Annotated in this window: 14 protein-coding genes; 12 read left to right on the top strand and 2 right to left on the bottom strand. The window is 71.2% G+C overall.

The features are described 5' to 3' along the window. Positions 1-632: 632 nt before the first annotated feature. The 6 genes from AC07C1_RS05625 (at position 633) to AC07C1_RS05600 (ending at position 10,654) form a co-directional block, all read left to right on the top strand. Positions 633-2,828 carry a glycogen debranching N-terminal domain-containing protein gene (locus tag AC07C1_RS05625; RefSeq protein ID WP_478937093.1) on the top strand — a complete coding sequence of 732 codons (2,196 nt, stop codon included), beginning with the start codon at positions 633-635 and terminating at the stop codon, positions 2,826-2,828. Between the two features lie 176 nt (positions 2,829-3,004). Further along, the gene (locus tag AC07C1_RS05620; protein WP_478937092.1) at positions 3,005-3,763 is read left to right on the top strand and encodes an NUDIX hydrolase; all 759 of its coding nucleotides are present in this window, start codon (positions 3,005-3,007) and stop codon (positions 3,761-3,763) included. A gap of 162 nt (positions 3,764-3,925) precedes the next feature. Then, on the top strand, positions 3,926-6,637 hold the full coding sequence (locus AC07C1_RS05615) for an ABC transporter ATP-binding protein (RefSeq protein WP_478937091.1): 2,712 nt from the start codon (positions 3,926-3,928) through the stop codon (positions 6,635-6,637). Between the two features lie 162 nt (positions 6,638-6,799). Next, positions 6,800-7,687: a FadR/GntR family transcriptional regulator gene (locus tag AC07C1_RS05610; RefSeq protein ID WP_478937090.1), complete on the top strand. Its 888-nt coding sequence runs from the start codon at positions 6,800-6,802 to the stop codon at positions 7,685-7,687. A gap of 443 nt (positions 7,688-8,130) precedes the next feature. Continuing rightward, positions 8,131-9,672: an RNA polymerase sigma factor gene (locus tag AC07C1_RS05605; protein ID WP_478937089.1), complete on the top strand. Its 1,542-nt coding sequence runs from the start codon at positions 8,131-8,133 to the stop codon at positions 9,670-9,672. A gap of 121 nt (positions 9,673-9,793) precedes the next feature. After that, positions 9,794-10,654 (top strand): serine protease, encoded by an 861-nt coding sequence (locus tag AC07C1_RS05600; protein ID WP_478937088.1) that lies wholly within the window; start codon positions 9,794-9,796, stop codon positions 10,652-10,654. Positions 10,655-10,755: 101 nt separating this feature from the next. Here AC07C1_RS05600 and AC07C1_RS05595 read toward each other — a convergent pair whose 3' ends face one another. Beyond that, positions 10,756-10,983 carry a DUF7455 domain-containing protein gene (locus tag AC07C1_RS05595; protein WP_478937087.1) on the bottom strand — a complete coding sequence of 76 codons (228 nt, stop codon included), beginning with the start codon at positions 10,981-10,983 and terminating at the stop codon, positions 10,756-10,758. 440 nt (positions 10,984-11,423) lie between these two features. Between AC07C1_RS05595 and AC07C1_RS05590 the strand changes: the two genes are divergently transcribed. The 6 genes from AC07C1_RS05590 to AC07C1_RS05565 all read left to right on the top strand — a co-directional run bounded on the left by AC07C1_RS05590 (position 11,424) and on the right by AC07C1_RS05565 (position 18,484). Then, on the top strand, positions 11,424-13,547 hold the full coding sequence (locus AC07C1_RS05590) for a DNA gyrase/topoisomerase IV subunit B (RefSeq protein WP_478937086.1): 2,124 nt from the start codon (positions 11,424-11,426) through the stop codon (positions 13,545-13,547). A 374-nt stretch (positions 13,548-13,921) separates the two neighbouring features. Further along, positions 13,922-14,443, top strand: a complete 522-nt coding sequence (locus AC07C1_RS05585; RefSeq protein ID WP_478937085.1) for a DUF1453 domain-containing protein — start codon at positions 13,922-13,924, stop codon at positions 14,441-14,443. Then, on the top strand, positions 14,440-15,591 hold the full coding sequence (locus AC07C1_RS05580) for a sensor histidine kinase (protein ID WP_478937084.1): 1,152 nt from the start codon (positions 14,440-14,442) through the stop codon (positions 15,589-15,591). Before AC07C1_RS05585 ends, AC07C1_RS05580 begins: the two co-directional genes overlap by 4 nt. Continuing rightward, positions 15,588-16,277: a response regulator transcription factor gene (locus tag AC07C1_RS05575; protein WP_478937082.1), complete on the top strand. Its 690-nt coding sequence runs from the start codon at positions 15,588-15,590 to the stop codon at positions 16,275-16,277. The genes AC07C1_RS05580 and AC07C1_RS05575 overlap by 4 nt, the downstream gene beginning before the upstream one ends. 162 nt (positions 16,278-16,439) lie before the next feature. After that, a complete protein-coding gene (locus AC07C1_RS05570) occupies positions 16,440-16,895 on the top strand; it encodes a DUF485 domain-containing protein (protein WP_478937081.1) in 456 nt (151 codons plus the stop codon). After that, the gene (locus tag AC07C1_RS05565) at positions 16,892-18,484 is read left to right on the top strand and encodes a solute symporter family protein (protein ID WP_478937079.1); all 1,593 of its coding nucleotides are present in this window, start codon (positions 16,892-16,894) and stop codon (positions 18,482-18,484) included. Before AC07C1_RS05570 ends, AC07C1_RS05565 begins: the two co-directional genes overlap by 4 nt. A gap of 19 nt (positions 18,485-18,503) precedes the next feature. Here the strand turns inward: AC07C1_RS05565 and AC07C1_RS05560 are convergent, their stop codons facing one another. Beyond that, entirely contained in the window at positions 18,504-19,196 is a 693-nt protein-coding gene (locus AC07C1_RS05560) for a response regulator (protein ID WP_478937078.1), read from the bottom strand. Positions 19,197-19,330: the final 134 nt, after the last annotated feature.

Here is a 19,330-nt window from a genome sequence, read left to right as displayed (position 1 = left end):
CGGGGGCCGGCTCGTGTCCGTGTGGGGGAGGCCGGTGGTTTGACGGCGGGGATTGGCGGGTGTGGCGTCTGCCGTCGGGGGCCGGCTCGTGTCCGTGTGGGGGAGGCCGGTGGTTTGACGGCGGGGATTGGCGGGTGTGGCGTCTGCCGTCGGGGGCCGGCTCGTGTCCGCGTTGGGACGACCGGCCGCACACCGGCACGGACCGGGGGATGTGGTGCATGCCCTCGCCGCACGGCCCTGAGCCGTTGCCGGGGGGCCTGTCGACGGTCCAGCGGCGCGGTGGCCTCTCGACCTTCCAGCGGCGCGGTGGCCGCGTCGTCGGGATGCACCGGGAATCGCATGGCCGACCTGACTCGCCGGGCAGGTCGGAGGGCGCCGCGGGTACAGGTGGGCCCGTCGCATGTCAGTTGGCGGCGGCTCAGGAGCACGTCGACGGGTATGGCGCCCTACCACCACGCCGCCATTCGGTCGGCTTCCCCGAAACGAGCCGTGACCCCGACGAGTCCCCCTCCGTTCACCTGAGTGGTGGAACGCCCGGACGGGCCCTGCCGCCGCACGACCCTTGTCCTCCGGGGCGCCCCAACGGCCGCCCAGCACGTTCGAGGCCCACCGAGCGCAGAAGAGGCGACCCCATGCACCAACAGCCGACTCCGCCCGCCGCCGACGAGGAACGTCCGCCTTGGGACAGGCGTGAGCCGTTCCCGACACCCGGTGCCGGCCCGTCCGCACCGGAGACCGTCGGCGTTCCGCTGCCGCCTCCGCTGGGCCGACGCCCCAAGCCCCCGGCCACCCACGGCAATCCTTCGTCCCCGGCACCCGGCGGGTCTCGTCGAACCGCCGCAGCCCCTCCCGCACGTACCGCTCCGGACGTCCGCCCGGCGCCCGAGCTGCCGCCCACGCACACCACGCTGATCTGTGTCGCCCTGCCCGGCCTCGCGATCTCCGGGGAGCTGGGACAACTGTCCGGCCGGGGACTGGACGGCTTCTACCGAGGCGGCAGGCGCCTGCTCTCGCGGTGCCAGCTCCGCGTGGCCGGCCGGGAACCGCTGGCAGTGCAGGCCAGGATGACCGGAGCCGACAGCGCGCGCTTCGTGGGGACGCTGCGCGTTTCCCAGGCAGCCGGCCCCGATCCCGAGGTGGTCGTCGAGCGGACGCGGCACGCCGACGGAACCGAACGGATCACACTCCGCAACGCCGCCCTGCGCCACCTGCGCCTGCCCGTCGAGGTCGCCCTCGGCACGGACCTCGCGGAACTCGGCACCATCGCTTCCGGCAGCGCGGGCCCCGAAGTCCCGGCCACCGTTCGCGACTCGGGCCTGCGCTGGGCCACGGTCGGAGCCGCCGCCTGCGTCACCGCCGACCCGCCACCCTCCGACGCCCTGGCGTCCGCCGGACTGCTGCGCTGGGAACTCGACCTGCCGCCGAGCGGGACGGCCGTCGTGGAACTGAGGGTGCGGCCAGAGAGAGCGAGTCCGCTGCGGGCCGCGGGGCATGCCGTGACCAGCCCACTCGCACCAGCCCGCGCGTCCGGCGACGATCCCCGTGTGGCCCCCCTGCTGGACGCGGCCGTCGCCGACCTCCAGGCACTGCTCCTGCGAGACCCCGCGCACCCCTCCGACATCCACCTCGCGGCCGGTGCGCCGTGGCGCTGCGGAATGGCCCCCGTCGAAGCCATCGCCGCCGCCCGAATGGCCCTGCCTCTGGGGACCCGCCTCGCCGCGGGCACGCTGCGCATCCTGGCCCGTACCCAGCTCCCGGGCGCCGGCCCCCGGGCCGGCATGCTCCCGGGGCCGCGACGCGACGCCGGCCCGCTCCTCCCGCCGGGCTGCACGGGAACGGAGGCCACACTGCTCTTCCCCGTCCTGCTCGCCGAAGCCCGCCGCTGGGGTCTTCCCGAGCGGGAGACGCAGGAACTGCTGCCGGCGGCCGAACGCTGTCTGACCTGGCTGCGCGCCACCGTCGGCGACGGAAGCTACCTCCCCGACCCGCAGCCCGCGGGGCCGGTCCGCTGCGAGACACAGGCCCACGCGTATCGCGCGGCGCTGCTGGGCGCCGACCTCCTCGACGCCTGCGCCAGACCGGGTGCCACGGAATTGCGGCAGTGGGCCGAAACCTTGCGCGGAGCCTTCCGGACCGACTTCTGGATCGACGACCACGGCGGCGGCCGACCCGCCGCGGCGCTGGCGCCGGACGGCCGCCCCGTGCCGCACTTGGGCTCCGCCGCAGTGCACCTGCTCGACACCGGGCTGCTCGGCTCCGGCCGGCTCGCCCCGGGACTGCTGGACAAGACGCAGACCGAACACCTCGCCCGGCTGCTCGGCGGCCCCGCCATGGACGCGGGCTGGGGGCTGCGTGGCCTTGGCGCCAAGGAGGCGGGACACAACCCGTTCGGCCACCGGACCGGAGCCGTGCGGGTCCAGGAGAGCGCGCTCGCCGTCGCGGGACTGGCCGCGGCCGGCTACGAGAAGGAAGCCGGTGGCCTGCTGACAGGGCTGCTGGAAGCGGCGGCCCACTTCGACCACCGGCTGCCCGAGATGTTCGCCGGCGAACAGCGCTCCGCCGGCAGCACTCCCCTCCCGCACCCGGCGGCCTGCCGGCCCGCGGCCACCGCCGCGGCCTCCGTGGTCCTGATGCTCACCGCACTCGCCGGTATCCGCCCGGACGCCCCCGCCGGCACGGTCACTCTGCGTCCGGCGCGCAGCGCCCCGCTCGGCGAACTCGGCCTGACCGGACTGCGCGTCGCGGGCGCCCCCTTCGCCGTACGGATCAGCCGACTGGGACTCGCCATGGTCGAGGAGGCCGCGGACGGTCTGCAATTGGGCGTGTGACCCGCTGGCCACGGGGAGCGTGACCTCGTACGACGCGACCGCCAGGACGAGCACGACGCCCCCGCCGGAACGAACGTGGGACGGGCCCTGCGCCCCATACCCGAACGAAGCGGAACCACTACCCGTGCGGCCGAGAAGGGAGTGTTTATCGTCAGGAAGACGACTATGATCGCGACATGCCCTACGACCCGTCAGCCTTTCCGCCCTTCGCCGTCACCGTGGACCTGGTCGTGCTGACCGTGCGCCGCCATGCCCTGTGCGCGCTGGCGGTACGCCGGGGTGAGCCCCCCTTCCAGGGGCGATGGGCGCTGCCCGGTGGGTTCGTACGGGCCGACGAGGACCTGACCCAGGCGGCGGCGCGGGAGCTGGCCGAGGAGACCGGGCTGTGCGCACACGACCCCTCGGTCCCGGCCCAGGACAACGGTGCCCACCTCGAGCAGCTCGCCACTTACGGCGACCCCAAGCGGGACCCGCGCATGCGCGTGGTCAGCGTCGCGCATCTCGCGCTGGCGCCCGACCTGCCCGCACCACGCGCGGGAGGCGACGCGAGCAACGCGCGCTGGGCACCGGTGGAGGAACTGCTCCAGCAGGGCGGTTACGGCCGCGACGGCGAGCCCGTGGCGCCCCTTGCGTTCGACCATGCCCAGATCCTCGCCGACGGAGTGGAGCGGGCTCGGTCCAAGATCGAGTACTCGTCGCTGGCCACCGCGTTCTGCCCGCCCGAATTCACCGTCGGAGAACTGCGCCGGGTGTACGAGGCGGTCTGGGGCGTGGCCCTCGACCCGCGCAACTTCCACCGCAAGGTCACCGGAACCCCTGGGTTCCTCGTCCCCACCGGAGGCACGACCACCCGCCAGGGCGGCCGGCCGGCCCAGCTCTTCAGGGCCGGCGGCGCCACCCTGCTCAACCCGCCGATGCTGCGCCCCGAGGTCTGAGGCGCGGCGCGGACGGCCACGACACGCGGGCCGAGCCGGCGGTACGAGCCGAGCCCAGGCTCCGTCGAACGGCGGACACGGAGAGGGGTGGTCTGCGCGGCACTCGGCGATAGATCGCGCTATACACCAAAAAATCGGACATAGCGCGCTATCTTGCTGCAGGTGATCCAGGCCTTCGGACTGACCAGCAACCCCCGCAAGGCGCACCCGCCCGCCATCGACGACGTCTCCTTCGAAGCGCGCGCCGGGCATGTCACCGCGCTCCTCGGCGGCGCCGGCGCGGGCAAGACGACGGCGCTCAGACTGATGCTCGAGCTTCAACCGGGCCGCGGCATCACCTACTTCCGAGGGCGGCCCCTGCACCGGATCGCCCACCCGGCGCGGGAAGTCGGCGTGCTCCTCGGTGACGTGCCAGGGCACCCGGCCCGCACGGTCCGCGGCCATCTGCGGATGCTGTGCGCGTCGGCGGGGGTTCCCGTGCGGCGCGCCGACGAGGTCCTCGAAGTAGTCGGCCTCGTCAGCCTCCGCGAGGAGTGCCTCGGCACGCTGTCGCGCGGTATGGACCGCAGACTGGGCCTGGCCTGCGCCCTGCTGCCCGACCCGCACACACTCGTCCTGGACGAACCCGCCGTCGGTCTCTCCGTCCGTGAGGCGCAGTGGCTGCACAGCATGCTGCGCGCCCATGCCCACCACGGTGGCACCGTGCTCTTCACCACGGCCGACCCCAAGGAGGCCGCGCGCACGACGGACAGGGTCATCACTCTCGATGGCGGCAGACTCGTCGCCGACCAGGAGGCCAAGGAGTTCGCCCGCACCCGGCTGCGCCCGCGGGTGGTGGTCCGCAGCCCCCAAGCGGCGCGCCTCGCGGCCCTGCTCACCAAGGAGGCCCGTACCGCACGCCGATCCGTGGAGGTCGTGCGGGAGGACGGCAACCGCCTCTCGGTGTACGGCAGCACGACCGCCGACATCGGCGAGACGGCGTTCCGCCACGGCATCCTCGTCCATCAACTGGCCGACGAGGTCGGTGACATGGGGCCGGGATCCGGTGGTGCGACGGAGGTCGGCGGCACACGGCGGGCTCAGCGCGAGTCGGAGGTACCGGACTCGTCCGAGACGACTCGCGAGCGAACCGCCTCGGACGCTTGTCCGAGGGAGGAGGGCACCGTTGAGCCTGCCGTCTCGTCGGAGGAGAGGACGCAGGCCGCAGCGGACGGGTCGTCGGTGGACCACGGACGAGCCGCGTCCGATTCCTCGGCGCCGGAACCCGCCCGTGTGGCGCTGGGTCACTCCTCCGTGGAGGAGAGCCGAGCCGCTGCGGACGTGCCGTCGGCGGGACGGGAACATGCGGAATCCGCCTTGCCGACGGCGGACATGCAACCTCCGGGGCCCGATCTGCCGGCGACGGAGTCGGGCGACGCGGTGTGTGGTTCGCCGGCGGCGCAGTCAGGCAACGCGGCATGTGGCTCGTCGGCGCCGGGCGGCGCGTCGAGGGAGCAGGGCAACTCGGTGTCAGGCGTCTCGTCGAAGGAGCGTGGGCGCGGCGCAGAGGGCCGTTCGGCGCCGGAGCCCGCTGGGTCCAGCGTCTTCGCGGCCCAGGGAGCGTGGACCGACGAAGAGCGGACCCCGTCCGGGCCCTCCGTGGGGGAGCGCACGCGGACCGGCCACGGCAAGCGGTCGTCGCTCGGGGAAGACCCTGGCCGCGCGTCCGCGCCGGAGCACCCGGAGATCGCCCCTGCCGGCCCGGCCCAGGGCGCGTCACCGGTCGCAGCGGTTTCCGGAACCGGCGAAAGGGGGCCCCACGATGTCGTCCGGGTCGGTGGTGGGGCTGCTCCGGCCAAGGTGGCCGCACGAGCCGACGGCAACCGGTCCGCCGAGGCCTCGGCCGCGTCGAATACCGGCCAGGCCGGGGTCTCGGCGTCCCGGAAATCGCAGACCGGAAGCACGAGCAGCGCCTCGGCGGGTATCCCCGCCACCCGCACCCGCCTCCCGGGCGCCAGGAATCCCGGGACCGGCAAACCGCAGCCCGGACGGGCCGTACGTGCCGACGGTGTGCGCACGGTCGATGCCCTCTCCCCCCTCCCACCCCCCATCTCCGTCCGCCCCGCCCCCGCCCCCCTCCGCCCCCTGCGGTACGAGATCCGGCGCGCCACCGGAGTCGGCACCGGCTTCCTGACCTGCGGTGCCGTGCTGGTGGTGTCCGCGCTCACGGCCGTGGTGCTGGCCCGGCTCGGCCACACCCCGCAGGCGCGGCTGTTCGCGGCGTGGCCGCGGGAACTGCCGCTGCCGCCGGCGGCGCTCGCGGCGGGGCTGCTCGGCGCACTGGCCTTCGGGGACGAGTTCCGCCACCCCGCCCTGGCGGCGGACCGCGGCACCGTGCCCCGCCGGCTGGGGCTGCTGACCGCGAAACTGCTCGTCTCCGGGGCCACCGCGCTGCTGCTGGCCTTCCTCACCGTGGGCTGCGACGCCGAAGTGCTCTACATCGTCTACGGGCGGGAGCTGACACAGGTTCCCGCGGACTGGCTCTCGCTGACCGTGAGTTGGTTCGGGTTGGTCACCGGCTGCGCCTGGGCCGGTGTGCTGGCGGCCGGAGTCTTCCGGTCCACCACGGCCGGTCTGGCCGCCGTCCTCGCCGTACCCGTCCTCGTCGTACCGCTCGTGCACGCGGCGCTGCAGGGTTCCGGCATGCGGATGGCGGCCGGCTTCCCGATGCGGATGCGGGAGGTGCTCCTGCTGCAGTGGCCCTTCGGAGGGGAGCGTTATCTGCTCGCGACGGTGCGAGTTCTCGCTCAACCCGTGGGCGGCGGACTGGCGTTGTCCCTGGCGGGACTGCTGTGCGCATATCTGCTCACGACGCTGCGTGCCAGGGTCCGATGACGACTGCCCGAACACTTCCGGTCCCGCTGTGAGCACAACTTCCCACAGAAAGCTCATTTCTTTCCGATAAGGCGTCAATTGCGATGGGGTGAGCGATCACCCTTTCGTGTGCTTTTCACCAAAGACCTCAAGGGAGTTGGAGACCGCGCCGACAAAGGATCCGTGAGTACCCTTGCGCACACCATGATGACCGCCGCCCGCTCCGCAGACTCAGGTCTGACCGGCCCGGGCGATCTCGACCGCTATTCCTACGCCGAGGCCCCGGTGGCCGACCGCGTCGGAGCGCCCTCCTGGGACGGCGCGGACCCGGAGCTGGGCCGCGTCAGCCGGCGTGCCGCGGGCAGCCGCGGACGCGGGCTGCACGGCCAACTCGTTCAGCAGCTGGGGCAGATGATCGTCTCCGGCGACCTGGGCGCGGACCGCCCGCTGGTACCCGAGGAGATCGGCCAGCGGTTCGAGGTCTCCCGCACCGTCGTCCGCGAGTCCCTCCGCGTCCTCGAGGCCAAGGGCCTGGTCAGTGCCCGCCCGAACGTCGGCACGCGCGTGCGTCCCGTCAGCGACTGGAATCTCCTCGACCCGGACATCATCGAGTGGCGGGCCTATGGGCCCCAGCGCGACGACCAGCGCCGTGAGCTCAGCGAGCTGCGCTGGACGATCGAGCCGCTCGCCGCCCGCCTCGCCGCCGGGCACGGGCGCGAGGAGGTGCAGCAGCGCCTCTGCGACATGGTCGAGATCATGAGCCACTCCATGGCGCAGGGCGACGCGCTGACCTATTCGCGTGCCGACAACGAGTTCCACGCCCTGCTCATCCAGATCGCCGGCAACCGCATGATGGAGCACCTCTCCGGCATCGTCTCGTCGGCCCTCCAGGTCTCGGGTGGCCCGGTCACCGCCTGTGACCGGCCGAACGAGGCGTCCCTCGCGCAGCACGCGCGCATCGTCGACGCCCTCGGTACCGGGGACGGCATGGCGGCGGAAACGGCCATGCGCCAATTGCTCACGGTCCACCCCGAGGTGGAGCGCGTGGTGCCCGCCCCGCGCGAGCACTGACCGCGACGAGGCGGTGCAGTCGCCGGTGTGCGGCGTCCTCGTGGTTCTCATGGCCGCAGGATCGGTACTCGTGGCCTCGCCGGGCCTCGGGTACCGGACCCCGTCGGACCCTCTGGAGTCCGGCGGGGTCCGGCGGGCGGCGGCCCGTCATGCTGCTGATCGGGGCCGAGTGTGACGTGCTGGTGAACTCCTCTGCCCCTGTCTGGCCGTTTTTGAACGCTTACGGGGTGTGACTCGGGCCACGCAGATTGGGCGTAACGCTCGCGGGAACAGCGCGATGACCTAAGAGGTGACAGCCGCGGAGGGAATACGGACGCCATGACAGGCGCTGTGCATCTTCCCGGCCCCGCCCGCGCCGTCGGCCCATCTTCAGGCCGGTGGCCGGCTCCCGTCCGCAGTGGACGGTGCCGGAAGCCGTTTTCCAACGTTCCGAGAGGTTGTTCGTGTCGGCCAGCACATCCCGTACGCTCCCGCCGGAGATTGCCGAGTCCGTCTCTGTCATGGCGCTCATTGAGCGGGGAAAGGCTGAGGGGCAGATCGCCGGCGACGATGTGCGTCGGGCCTTCGAAGCTGACCAGATCCCGGCCACTCAGTGGAAGAACGTACTGCGCAGCCTCAACCAGATTCTTGAGGAAGAGGGTGTGACGCTGATGGTCAGTGCCGCAGAGCCCAAGCGCACCCGCAAGAGCGTCGCAGCGAAGAGTCCGGCGAAGCGCACCGCCACCAAGACGGTCGCGGCCAAGACGGTGACCACCAGGAACGCCACCGCCGCCACGGCCGCCCCCGCGGCGCCCGCCGCCCCGGCCGAGGCCGAGTCCGCCGAGGAAGCGGCAACCGCCAAGAAGGCCGCAGCCAAGAAGACGACCGCCAAGAAGGCGGCCGCGAAGAAGACGGTGGCCAAGAAGACGGCCGCCAAGAAGACCGCGGGCAAGAAGGACGACGTCGAGCTGATCGAGGAAGAAGTCCTCGAGGACACCAAGGTCGCCGAGGAGCCCGAGGGCGCCGAGAGCGCGGGCTTCGTCCTGTCCGACGAGGACGAGGACGACGCTCCCGCCCAGCAGGTCGCCGCGGCCGGCGCCACCGCCGACCCGGTCAAGGACTACCTGAAGCAGATCGGCAAGGTCCCCCTGCTCAACGCCGAGCAGGAAGTGGAGCTGGCCAAGCGCATCGAGGCGGGTCTGTTCGCCGAGGACAAGCTGGCCAACGCCGACAAGCTCGCCCCGAAGCTCAAGCGCGAGCTGGAGATCATCGCCGAGGACGGCCGCCGGGCCAAGAACCACCTGCTGGAGGCCAACCTCCGCCTGGTGGTCTCGCTGGCCAAGCGCTACACCGGCCGCGGCATGCTCTTCCTGGACCTCATTCAGGAGGGCAACCTCGGTCTGATCCGCGCGGTGGAGAAGTTCGACTACACCAAGGGCTACAAGTTCTCCACGTACGCCACCTGGTGGATCCGCCAGGCGATCACCCGAGCCATGGCCGACCAGGCCCGCACCATCCGTATCCCGGTGCACATGGTCGAGGTCATCAACAAGCTCGCGCGCGTGCAGCGCCAGATGCTCCAGGACCTGGGCCGTGAGCCCACCCCGGAGGAGCTGGCCAAGGAACTCGACATGACCCCGGAGAAGGTCATCGAGGTCCAGAAGTACGGCCGTGAGCCCATCTCGCTGCACACCCCGCTGGGCGAGGACGGCGACAGCGAGTTCGGTGACCTCATCGAGGACTCCGAGGCCGTCGTGCCCGCCGACGCCGTCAGCTTCACGCTCCTGCAGGAGCAGCTGCACTCCGTTCTGGACACCCTGTCCGAGCGCGAGGCCGGCGTCGTCTCCATGCGGTTCGGTCTCACCGACGGTCAGCCGAAGACCCTCGACGAGATCGGCAAGGTGTACGGCGTGACGCGCGAGCGCATCCGCCAGATCGAGTCCAAGACCATGTCGAAGCTGCGCCACCCGTCGCGTTCGCAGGTGCTGCGCGACTACCTCGACTAGGTCGCGGTCGTACGACGGCGAAGGCCCGGTCCCCTCGCGGGGGCCGGGCCTTCGTGCTGCGAGCGTCGGCGCCCTGCCTGACTGTGGGTGTCCCAGGAGGACCCCAGAGTGAGGAGCCTGCATGCGCCGTTCCGTTGCCCGGGCACTGATCCGGCCGCTGGTCCTGGCGGCCACGCTGTCCGCCATACCCTTGGCGCGCGCGGCCCCGGCGGCCGCCGACAGCGTCGTGGTCGGGGGGTTCCCGATAGACGTTTCGCAGGCTCCGTGGACGGTGGCGCTGGCCAGCCGTGACCGGTTCGGAGGTACGCGGGCGGGTCAGTTCTGCGGCGGTGTGGCGATCGCGCCGACCGTGGTGCTCACCGCGGCCCACTGCCTGGGCGAAGAGGTCCTTGGCGCCCCGCCGAACCGGTTGGGCGATCTCAAGGTTGTCGCGGGCCGTACGGACCTGCTGTCGGAGCAGGGCGACGAGGTCGCCGTACGGTATGCCCGGGTCAATCCCGGGTACGACAGCACGACCAACTCCGGCGACTTCGCCGTTCTCACTCTCGCCGAGGCGCTGCCGCAGAAGGCGGTCATCGCCATGGCCGGCGCGGGCGACCACGCCTACACCCCGGGTACCGGGGCCGTGGTCTCAGGATGGGGCGACACGACCGGCGGAGGCGGCTACGCGCGTCGGCTCCACGCGGCACGCCTGCGTGTGCTGCCCGATGATCTCTGCGCCCGTGCCTATTCGGGCGGACCGGACGGCACCTACCGGGCCGACACCATGCTCTGTGCCGGCGAGCCCGCCGGGGGCCCGGACGCCTGTCAGGGCGACAGTGGCGGCCCGTTGGTGGCCGACGGGCGGCTGATCGGGCTCGTGTCGTGGGGGAGCGGCTGCGGGCGGCCGGGAAGCCCCGGTGTCTACACACGCGTCTCCGAGGTCGTCCGGGCGCTGAGGCGGGGCGCAGGGGGCTCGGCGAGGCCTTACAGGGGCTCCTGAGGGCCTGGACGCGGGCATGAGCACGGGCGGCCGCTCCTGGAAGAGGAGTGGTCGCCCGTTCGCCGGCCTGTGCCGGGGCTGGCTCGTCGTGTGTGCGAGATTCAGCGCTCTTCTTCGGAAGCGGTGTTCGGAACGGTGAGCCGCTCCGTCTCGTCCTGTATTTCAGCGGCGATCTTCTTGAGTTCCGGCTCGAACTTGCGCCCGTGGTGGGCACAGAAGAGCAGCTCTCCGCCGCTGAGCAGGACGACGCGCAGGTATGCCTGGGCGCCGCAGCGGTCGCAGCGATCGGCGGCCGTCAACGGGCTCGCGGGGGTCAGAACAGTAGTCACGTCGCCTCTTCTCTAGCTCGACGAGCTGTCGTACCAGGGTCAACATCCAACCAGCCCGAAAACGTTCCCGCTCGTGGCTTTTCCTCGAAAAAATCTTTCCGGGGCGGCTGTCTGCTGCCGGTTGGCGGCGAATGTGCCGTAGTGCGTGTCTGGTGTGCTTACGGTTTCGCGCTGTCTAGTGTCTTGGTCCTCCCGGCTGGCTTGCCGGTTGTTCATGAGGACGTGCCCGGAGCCTAAATGGTTCATGCCTCGAAGGGAACGTGATGTGTACTTCACTCCATCGAGGGATCGAACAAGCATACGAGCCTGGACTAGTCTGTGTTTCGGACGAGGGTGGCGTTACACCGGCTCTACCAGGCCTCGGTACCCTCTGTGCGGCGACCGAAGCCGCCCCCTTACCCAGTAGGGGGCTACCTGAAATTCAGCGAGGAGCGAACCGCGTGACCGCCGATACGTCCGTGCCGTCCACAGCGCTGCTGGCAGGAGCAGACCGGGACGGTTCCAACTACACCGCGCGGCACCTGCTCGTCCTCGAGGGCCTCGAGGCCGTACGCAAGCGCCCGGGCATGTACATCGGCTCGACCGACAGCCGCGGTCTGATGCATTGCCTGTGGGAGATCATCGACAACTCCGTGGACGAGGCCCTCGGCGGCTACTGCGACCACATCGAAGTGATCCTCCACGACGACGGCTCCGTGGAGGTGCGCGACAACGGCCGCGGCATCCCCGTGGACGTGGAGCCCAAGACCGGCCTGTCCGGCGTCGAGGTCGTCATGACCAAGCTCCACGCGGGCGGCAAGTTCGGCGGTGGCTCCTACGCCGCCTCCGGTGGTCTGCACGGCGTCGGTGCCTCCGTGGTCAACGCCCTCTCCGCCCGTCTCGACGTCGAGGTCGACCGGGGTGGTCATGTGCACGCCATCAGCTTCCGGCGCGGAGTGCCGGGCGCCTTCGCGGGCAGCGGCGAGGACGCCACCTTCGAAGCCAAGAGCGGCATGCGCAAGACCAAGAAGATCCCCAAGACCCGCAGCGGCACGCGCGTGCGCTACTGGGCCGACCGGCAGATCTTCCTCAAGGACGCCAAGCTCTCCCTGGAGAACCTCCACCAGCGCGCCCGCCAGACCGCCTTCCTGGTACCCGGCCTGACCATCGTCGTCCGTGACGAGCTCGGTCTCGGCGAGGGCGGCAGCAAGGGTGAGGAGTCGTTCCGCTACGACGGCGGCATCAGCGAGTTCTGCGAGTACCTGGCGAACGACAAGCCGGTCTGCGACGTCCTCCGCTTCTCCGGGCAGGGCTCCTTCAAGGAGACCGTCCCGGTCCTGGACGAGCACGGCCAGATGACGCCCAAGGAGGTCACCCGCGAGCTTGGCGTCGACATCGCGCTGCGCTGGGGCACGGGTTACGACACCACGGTCAGGTCCTTCGTCAACATCATCGCCACCCCCAAGGGCGGCACCCATGTAGCCGGCTTCGAGCAGGCTCTCACCCAGACCCTGAACGATGTCCTGCGCGCCAAGAAGCTCTTGCGTGTGGCCGAGGACAACATCGTCAAGGACGACGGCCTCGAGGGCCTCACCGCCGTCGTCACCGTGCGCCTGGCCGAACCGCAGTTCGAGGGGCAGACCAAGGAGGTCCTCGGCACCTCGGCGGCCCGCCGGATCGTGAACCAGGTGGTCACCAAGGAGCTGAAGGCGTTCCTGACCGCCACCAAGCGTGACGCGGCCGCTCAGGCGCGAGTCGTCATGGAGAAGGTGGTCGCAGCCGCTCGTACCCGTGTCGCGGCCCGCCAGCACAAGGACGCCCAGCGGCGGAAGACCGCACTGGAGTCCTCGTCCCTGCCGGCCAAGCTCGCCGACTGCCGCAGCGACGACGTCGACCGCAGCGAGCTGTTCATCGTCGAGGGTGACTCCGCGCTCGGTACGGCCAAGCTGGCGCGCAACTCCGAGTTCCAGGCGCTGCTGCCGATCCGCGGCAAGATCCTCAACGTGCAGCGGTCGTCCGTGACCGACATGCTCAAGAACGCCGAATGCGGCGCGATCATCCAGGTCATAGGGGCGGGCTCCGGTCGTACGTTCGACATCGAGCAGGCTCGCTATGGCAAGATCATCATGATGACCGACGCCGATGTGGACGGGTCCCACATCCGCTGCCTGCTGCTCACGCTCTTCCAGCGCTACATGCGGCCCATGGTCGAGGCCGGCCGCGTCTTCGCCGCGGTGCCGCCGCTGCACCGCATCGAGATCGTCCAGCCGAAGAAGGGTCAGGACAAGTACGTATACACGTACTCCGACCGTGAGCTGCGCGACAAGCTGATGGAGTTCCAGAGCGAGGGCATCCGGTACAAGGACTCCATCCAGCGCTACAAGGGCCTGGGCGAGATGGACGCCGACCAGCTGGCCGAGACCACGATGGACCCGCGCCACCGCACGCTGCGCCGCATCAATCTCGCCGACCTGGAAGCCGCCGAACAGGTCTTCGACCTGCTCATGGGCAACGACGTGGCACCCCGCAAGGAGTTCATCTCCAGCTCGGCGGCGACACTGGACCGCTCGCGCATCGACGCGTAGCCGCTGGGCTGCGCCGGCCGGACCGCTGGAGGGCGGTCCGGCCCGCGGCGCTCCAGGCGGTGGGCTGGGGCGGGCGCGGGCCGAGCTGTCGGCGGTGCCCGCCCTGGTGACGTCCTGGCGACGGTCGGGAACGGCGGTCGGGCGGCGTAGTGACTGACGGTGAGTGGCGCGTCCGTCGTTGCCCGTGGGGTCCCGACCGGGGCCCGCAGCGTTGGATCCCTGGCCCTCCTCCACCCCCGGGTGGAGGAGGGCCGCTCAACGTTTCCACCCGTGATCCACCCGGGCTCCGATCTCCCGACCCGCGAATTTCCGTAGCGTCGAAGGCGTCGGCAGCGCTCGCTTCCGGCACCACCTTCTCGCTCACGGAGGCTCCGATGTCCGGGCTCGTCAACGCGCTCATGATCGTGGCCGTCATCGCTGTCGTGATCGTGCGGCAGTTCCGCGCCCGCGCGATCGACACGGAGCGGCGCTGGTGGCTGCTGCCCGTGATCCTCGCCGTCGTCGCGCTGCGTGAGCCCGGCGTACTCGACCCCCACCACCGCGCGGCATCCGCCGTACTGCTGGTGGTGGAACTGCTGACGGGCCTGGCCACCGGTGCCGGCTGGGCCTGGACCACCCGCGTCTGGACGGCTCCGGACGGCGCCGTGTGGACCAAGAGCACCAAGGCGAGCGTCGCCGTATGGGCCGGAGGCATAGCTCTGCGGGTCGGTGTCTTCGCCATCGGCTCCGCCCTCGGCGTGCACCAGGACAGCGCCGCCCTGATGCTCGGCCTCGCCGGCACCCTGCTGGTCCGCGGCGGGATCCTGGTCTGGCGGGCACAGCCCCTCGGCGACTCGAACCGTCTCGCCCCGGCGTACGGTGACGGCACGACGCCGGCGTGGAAGGAGCGCGTGTGACCGAGAACGCCTGGACACGCTGGCCGTCCCGGGAAGCCCTCGGCCGTGAGGGAACCACCCGGCCCCGGCGCCTGCTCGCCTGGACTGTCCGGCTGCTGGTGCTCGCCGTGCTCCTGTGGGGCGCGTTCAGCCACCAGCACGTCGGGATCTGGGGAGGGCTAGCGGCGGCAGCGGGAGTCCTCGTCGCCGGTCTCGTCTGCTGGGCCTTCTTCCGGACGACCTACGAGCACCGGCTCGTACCCTCCCTGCTGCTCATGGGCATGCTCCTGTGCCTCGCGGTCGCCGGCCAGGCCACGGGGTTCGGAGTGCCGGCTCTCGTGATCTTCTGTGGTGGTGCGATCAGCGCGCTGGAAAGACTGCCGCTCATGGCGGCCGGCCCGGTGGCGGCGGTGGCGCTGGCCTCGTACTGCGCGTTCGACACCGACGTGTTGCTGACCAAGGCCGTCACCGTGGCGGGCATGGCACTCGCCGGATACGTCCTGCGCCTGGACGCGGAAGCCCGCGGCAGCGCACAGCGGCTGCTCGCCCAGGAGCGGGCCGCTCGGGCCGCCGAGGCCGAGTCCGCGGCGTTGACCGAGCGGGCACGCATCGCACGGGAGATCCACGATGTGCTGGCCCACAGCCTCTCGGCGCAGCTCGTGCACCTGGAGGCGGCCCGGCTGCTGATCGAGAACGGCGCCGACCGCGATCGGATCCTGGAGCGGGTGGTGGCCGCCCGGGGCATGGCCCGTGACGGCCTCGCGGAGACCCGGCAGGCCCTGTCCGCGCTGCGGGGCGAGCTGACGCCGCTGGAGGACTTCCTGACCGAGCTCGTCAGCGGGGCGGACGACGCGGAGGTCACCGTCACGGGTGAGCGCAGGCCCCTGCCGGCCGAGGCGTCCCAGGCCGTGCGCCGGGTCGCGCAGGAGGCGCTGACGAACGTCCGCAAGCACGCCCAAGGCGCCAAGGTGGACCTGCGACTCGACTACCGCGGGCACCAAGTGACGCTGCGTGTACGGGACTCGGGTGGTCGGCCGGGCGAACTCACGGGGTCCGGAGGCGGGTACGGTCTGCTCGGTATGCGGGAGCGCGCCGAACTGCTGGGCGGTTCGCTCGACGCGGGACCGGACGAGGAGGGGTTCGTGGTGACGCTGAAGGTGCCGGTATGACGGAGACGAAGGGGGAGAAGAAGCCTGCCCGGGTAGTGGTCGCGGACGATCAGACCGTGGTCCGGGAGGGCATCGTGATGCTGCTGGGTCTGCTGCCCGGGGTGGAGGTCGTCGGTGCCGCGGGAGACGGCGAGGAGGCAGTGCGGCTGGTCGGAGAACTCGCCCCGGACGTCGTCCTGATGGACCTCAGGATGCCGCGCTGCGACGGAGTGGAGGCCACCCGGCGGATCCGGACGCAGTACCCCGGGACCCAGGTCGTGGTGCTCACCACGTACGCGGACGACGAGTCGTTGTTCCCCGCGCTCAGAGCCGGTGCCCGCGGTTACCTGACCAAGGACGCGGGCGGCGACGAGATCGTGCGGGCCGTGGAGAGCGTGCTGTCGGGGGACGCGGGGCTGTCGCCGAGCGTCCAGCGCCGCCTGCTGGAGCGGCTCTCGCGGCCCGAGCCCGCGCCCGAACCGGCGGCGGCCCAGGCGCCCGACGGGCTGACCGCGCGCGAGACCGAGGTCCTGGTGCTCATCGCCGAAGGCCTCAGCAACCATGAGATCGCTCGCACGCTGCATGTCTCCACCGCGACCGTGAAAACACACATCAACAACCTCTTCGCCAAGACAGGCCTCAAGGATCGGGCGCAGGCGGTGCGTTACGCGTACAGCAAGGGACTGGTGCGGCCGCCCGTCAGGTGACTCACCTGATGGGGTGAAGTACGGGGGGAAGAAGAGTCAGGGAACTTCCCGATCTGTCCATCCTTGGGCATGCAGTCAAGCAACGGTCGGTCTCGTGGATCCGGGGACAGTCCCGAGAGTTCTCCCGAGCATCAGGAAGACCAGGATGCGCCCGCCCGCGACGTGACGTACGAGGACCCCTGGTACGACGCGCCGGCCTCCGGCTGGGGCGAACTGGACGGCACGGGCAGGCCGGCGCCGGCCGTGCCGTCCGCGCGCGGGGAGCGGACGCAAGCAGCGGTTCGCGCCCGCGACGTGTACGTCGAGGTGCAACGCAGCGCGGCCTTCCAGGAGGTGCGCAGCAGGTACCGGCGGTTCGTGGTGCCCGGAGTCATCGCCTTCCTCGTCTGGTACGTGGGATACGTGGTCATGGCTACGGCCGCGCCCGGATTCATGGCGCGGCCCGTAGTGGGTGCGGTGAACGTGGGCATGTTCGCCGGGCTCGGGCAGTTCCTCAGCACGTTCCTGCTCACCTGGGCCTACTCCCGGCATGCTCGACGGTGCCGGGACCGGGCCGCGCTGGAACTGCGCTGGGACACCCAGGAACTGACCCGCGGCGCGCAGGGAGGTACCTCGTGACGATCGGCCATCAGACTCTGGCGTTGTTGCTGTTCAGCGGGTTCGTGGCCGTCACCCTCGGGATCACGACCTGGGTGAGCCGCAGGCGGCATGGTTCGGCGGAGGAGTTCTACGCGGGCGGGCGGTTGTTCTCCCCGATGGAGAATGGTTTTGCCATCGCGGGCGACTACCTGTCGGCGGCCTCCTTCCTCGGAGTCGCGGGACTCATCGCGCTGTATGGGTACGACGGGATGCTGTATGTGGTGGGCTTCCTCGTGGCGTGGCTGGTCGTGTTGTTCCTGGTGGCCGAACTGGTCCGCAACTGCGGGCGGTTCACGCTGGCCGACGTGGTGGCGGCGCGGATGAGCGAGCGGCCGGTGCGGATCGCCGCGGGAACTTCCTCGGTCACGGTGTCCGTTCTGTATCTGGTGGCGCAGATGGTCGGCGCGGGCAGCCTGGTGGCGCTGCTGTTGGGGCGGACGAGCGGCGCGGCCCAGGCCTGGACGGTCATCGGGGTCGGCGCGCTCATGGTGATCTATGTGTCGCTGGGAGGGATGCGGGCCACCACCTGGATCCAGATCGTGAAGGCGGTCCTGTTGCTCAGCGGGACGATCGCGCTGACCGTGCTCGTCCTGGTCCGCTTCCACGGGGACTTCGACCGGCTGCTGACGACGGCCGCGGAGCACAGCGGTCACGGGAACGCGTTCCTGGCGCCGGGCCTCAGATACGGCGGGGACTGGACCGCCCGCCTCGACTTCATCAGCCTCGGGCTCGCGCTGGTGCTGGGCACGGCGGGACTGCCACACATCCTGTCCCGCTTCTACACGGTGCCCACAGCCCGGGCCGCCCGTCGCTCCACGGTGTGGTCCATCGGCCTGATCGGCGGTTTCTACCTGATGACCATCGTCGTGGGGTTCGGGGCGGCCGCCCTCGTGGGGTCGGATGCCGTGCGCGGTTCGAACGCGGCCGGGAACACGGCCGTGCCGCTGCTCGCCCTCGATCTGGGCGGCGGTGCCGGGTCCACCGGTGGAACGGTTCTGTTCGCGGTCGTCGCCGCCGTCGCCTTCGCCACGATCCTCGCCGTGGTCGCCGGTATCACGCTCGCCTCCTCCGCCTCGGTGGCCCACGACCTGTACGCGTCGCGGCGGCGGTCGCGCGGCAAGGCGCGCAGCGAGGTGGCGGTGGCGCGGTGCGCGGCGGTCGGTATCGGTGTCGTCGCGATGGCGCTCGGTCTGCTGGCCCGTGATCTGAACGTCGCCTTCCTCGTCGGTCTCGCCTTCGCGGTCGCCGCGTCGGCGAACCTGCCGGTGCTGCTCTACTCGCTGTTCTGGTCCGGCTTCACCACACGCGGTGCGGTGTGGGCCGTGTACGGCGGGCTGGTCCCGGCGCTCGGGCTCGTGCTGCTGTCCCCGGTGGTGTCCGGCAGCCCGGGCTCGCTGTTCCCGGATGTCGACTTCCAGTACTTCCCGCTGCAGAACCCGGGCATCGTGTCCATTCCGCTCGGCTTCCTCGCCGGCTGGCTGGGCACGGTCACCTCGGACGAGGTCGCGGACGAGGCCAAGTACGCCGAGACCGAGGTGCGGTCGCTGACCGGGGCCGGAGCCGCGTAACAGGACATCGGCGGAGCGCTCAGGGCGCGACCCAGGCGTACCGGTGCTCCGGGCGGCCCGTGTCGCCGTACTTGAGGGAGAGCCGGAGGCGGCCCACCTGTTCCAGGTGGCGGAGGTAGCGCTGGGCCGTGGAGCGGCTCAGGCCGGTCCGGGCGGCGACCTCATGGGCCGACAGCGGATGGTCGGCGCGGTGCAGGACACCGCAGATCAGATCGGTCGTGGGCTCCGAGTGGCCGCTCGGCAGGCCGGGCGCGGACGGCGCGGGGGCCGTCCGCAGCGCTCCGAAGATCCGGTCCACCTGCTCCTGGCCCGTCAGGCCCCGGCCGCCCACCCGGTCGACCGTGCGACGCAGGGCGGCGTAGGAGTCGAGGCGGAGGCGCAGGGCGCTGAAGGTGAACGGTTTGACCAGGTAGTGCAGGGCGCCGAGGCGCATCGCCTGCTGGACGGTCGTCACATCACCGGCGGCGGTGATCATGATGACGTCCGTGCCGTGGCCGTGTTCCCGCATGCGGTGGACGAGTTCGAGGCCGGTCCCGTCCGGCAGATAGTGGTCGAGCAGGACCAGATCGATGCCGCCGCGTTCGACGGCGGCCAGGGCCTGGGCGGCGCTGTGCGCGCGGGCGGCCACCCGGAAGCCGGGAACCTTTCCCACGTACTTGGCGTTTATCTCGGCGACGCGGAAGTCGTCGTCCACCACCAGGACGTCAATCATCAGGCCTCTCCTTCAAGGCCGGCGAGCGTTAAGCCCGTGTTTCGGCTCCGCAGTTGTAGCGCGCGCAAAATGAGCACAACAGGCCCTTGCGAGCAAAAGTACGGCTTGTGCTCACAAGACTGCTGCTGTGGCCG

The organism is Streptomyces sp. NPDC045022 (assembly GCF_056432605.1).
Note: the sequence above shows the minus strand (reverse complement) of the source record. Positions and strands in the feature narration are given on the sequence as shown.

What these genes read in the sequence shown, in the direction of transcription:
- AC07C1_RS05625 (WP_478937093.1), top strand. Translation starts at nt 633, where the DNA reads ATGCACCAACAGCCGACTCCGCCCGCCGCCGACGAGGAACGTCCGCCT.
- AC07C1_RS05620 (WP_478937092.1), top strand. Translation starts at nt 3,005, where the DNA reads ATGCCCTACGACCCGTCAGCCTTTCCGCCCTTCGCCGTCACCGTGGAC.
- AC07C1_RS05600 (WP_478937088.1), top strand. Translation starts at nt 9,794, where the DNA reads ATGCGCCGTTCCGTTGCCCGGGCACTGATCCGGCCGCTGGTCCTGGCG.
- AC07C1_RS05585 (WP_478937085.1), top strand. Translation starts at nt 13,922, where the DNA reads ATGTCCGGGCTCGTCAACGCGCTCATGATCGTGGCCGTCATCGCTGTC.
- AC07C1_RS05575 (WP_478937082.1), top strand. Translation starts at nt 15,588, where the DNA reads ATGACGGAGACGAAGGGGGAGAAGAAGCCTGCCCGGGTAGTGGTCGCG.
- AC07C1_RS05560 (WP_478937078.1), bottom strand. Translation starts at nt 19,196, where the DNA reads ATGATTGACGTCCTGGTGGTGGACGACGACTTCCGCGTCGCCGAGATA.